The sequence below is a fragment of the Streptomyces sp. NPDC096105 genome (genome assembly GCF_044763335.1).
Lineage (GTDB): Bacteria > Actinomycetota > Actinomycetes > Streptomycetales > Streptomycetaceae > Streptomyces.
Genome location: NZ_JBIWGC010000053.1, coordinates 1 through 1,944, shown reverse-complemented (window position 1 = coordinate 1,944; position 1,944 = coordinate 1). Strand labels below are relative to the sequence as shown.

Sequence of the window (1,944 nt, the reverse complement as noted above, 5' to 3'; positions counted from 1 at the left end):
GCCGGGTCCTGCGGCACTGGATGGACGCCGGGGTGCGGATCTTCCGCGTGGACAACCCGCACACCAAGCCGGTGGTGTTCTGGGAGCGGGTGATCTCCGAGATCAACCGCACCGACCCCGACGTCGTCTTCCTGGCGGAGGCCTTCACCCGCCCGGCGATGATGCACACCCTGGCCCAGATCGGCTTCCAGCAGTCGTACACGTACTTCACCTGGCGCACCACCAAGCAGGAGCTGACGGAGTACCTGACCGAACTGACGGGGGAGGCCGCCTCCTACATGCGGCCCAACTTCTTCGCCAACACCCCCGACATCCTGCACGCCTACCTCCAGCACGGCGGCCGGCCCGCCTTCGAGGTCCGCGCCGTCCTCGCCGCCACCCTCTCCCCCGCCTGGGGCATCTACAGCGGCTACGAACTGTGCGAGAACACCCCGCTGCGCGAGGGCGGCGAGGAGTACCTCGACAGCGAGAAGTACCAGCTCAAACCCCGCGACTGGGAAGCCGCCGCACGCGAGGGACGCACCATCGCCCCCCTCATCACCCGCCTCAACACCATCCGGCGCGAGAACCCGGCCCTGCGGCAGCTGCGCGACCTCCACTTCCACCAGGCGGACAAGGAGGAGGTCATCGCGTACTCGAAGCGGCGGGACGGCAACACGGTGCTCGTGGTCGCCAATCTCGACACCCGGCACACCCAGGAGGCGACGGTCTCGTTGGACATGCCGCAACTCGGCCTGGACTGGCACGAGTCCGTGCCGGTGCGCGACGAGCTCACCGGCGAGACCTATCACTGGGGCAGTGCCAACTATGTGCGTCTCGGTCCGGGCGGGGCACATGTACTCGTCGTCGGCGGGGAGTCCGGGGACGGACCTCCCGGGACGCACAGCACGGCTCTGCGACCGTCCACCCCGCAGATCGGAGGGTCTTCCGCCACATGAGCGTCAACGAACCCGTCCCGGACACCTTCGAGGACACCCCCGCCAAGGACCGTGACCCCGACTGGTTCAAACGCGCCGTCTTCTACGAGGTCCTCGTCCGTTCCTTCCAGGACAGCGACGGCGACGGCGTCGGCGACCTGAAGGGCCTGACCGCCAAGCTGGACTACCTGCAGTGGCTGGGCGTCGACTGCCTGTGGCTGCCGCCCTTCTTCAAGTCGCCGCTGCGCGACGGCGGGTACGACGTCGCCGACTACACCTCGGTCCTGCCGGAGTTCGGCGACCTCGCCGACTTCGTGGAGTTCGTCGACTCCGCCCACCAGCGGGGCATGCGCGTGATCATCGACTTCGTCATGAACCACACCAGCGACCAGCACCCGTGGTTCCAGGAGTCGAGGCGCGACCCCGACGGGCCGTACGGCGACTACTACGTGTGGGCCGACGACGACAAGCAGTTCCAGGACGCCCGGATCATCTTCGTCGACACCGAGGCGTCGAACTGGACGTACGACCCGGTGCGCAAGCAGTACTACTGGCACCGCTTCTTCTCGCACCAGCCGGATCTGAACTACGAGAACCCGGCCGTGCAGGAGGAGATGATCTCCGCGCTGAAGTTCTGGCTGGACCTCGGGATCGACGGGTTCCGGCTGGACGCGGTGCCGTACCTGTACCAGGAGGAGGGGACGAACTGCGAGAACCTGCCGGCGACGCACGCGTTCCTGAAGCGGGTCCGCAAGGAGATCGACACCCAGTACCCCGACACCGTCCTGCTCGCCGAGGCCAACCAGTGGCCCGAGGACGTCGTCGACTACTTCGGCGACTACGCCGCCGGCGGCGACGAATGCCACATGGCCTTCCACTTCCCGGTCATGCCCCGCATCTTCATGGCCGTCCGCCGCGAGTCGCGCTACCCGGTCTCCGAGATCCTCGCCAAGACCCCCGCCATCCCCTCCGGCTGCCAGTGGGGCATCTTCCTGCGCAACCACGACGAGCTGACCCTGGAGATGGT

1 protein-coding gene and 1 pseudogene are annotated in these 1,944 nt (G+C 67.5%); both read left to right on the top strand.

Features of this window, described 5'->3' with window-relative positions; genetic code table 11:
- Positions 1–938, top strand: a pseudogene (locus ACIQ8B_RS32950) (alpha-1,4-glucan--maltose-1-phosphate maltosyltransferase); the annotation flags it as partial.
- Positions 935–1,944: alpha-amylase family glycosyl hydrolase (locus tag ACIQ8B_RS32945; RefSeq protein ID WP_403552004.1), on the top strand; the 1,010-nt coding region annotated here is incomplete at its 3' end. The pseudogene ACIQ8B_RS32950 and the gene ACIQ8B_RS32945, both read left to right, overlap by 4 nt.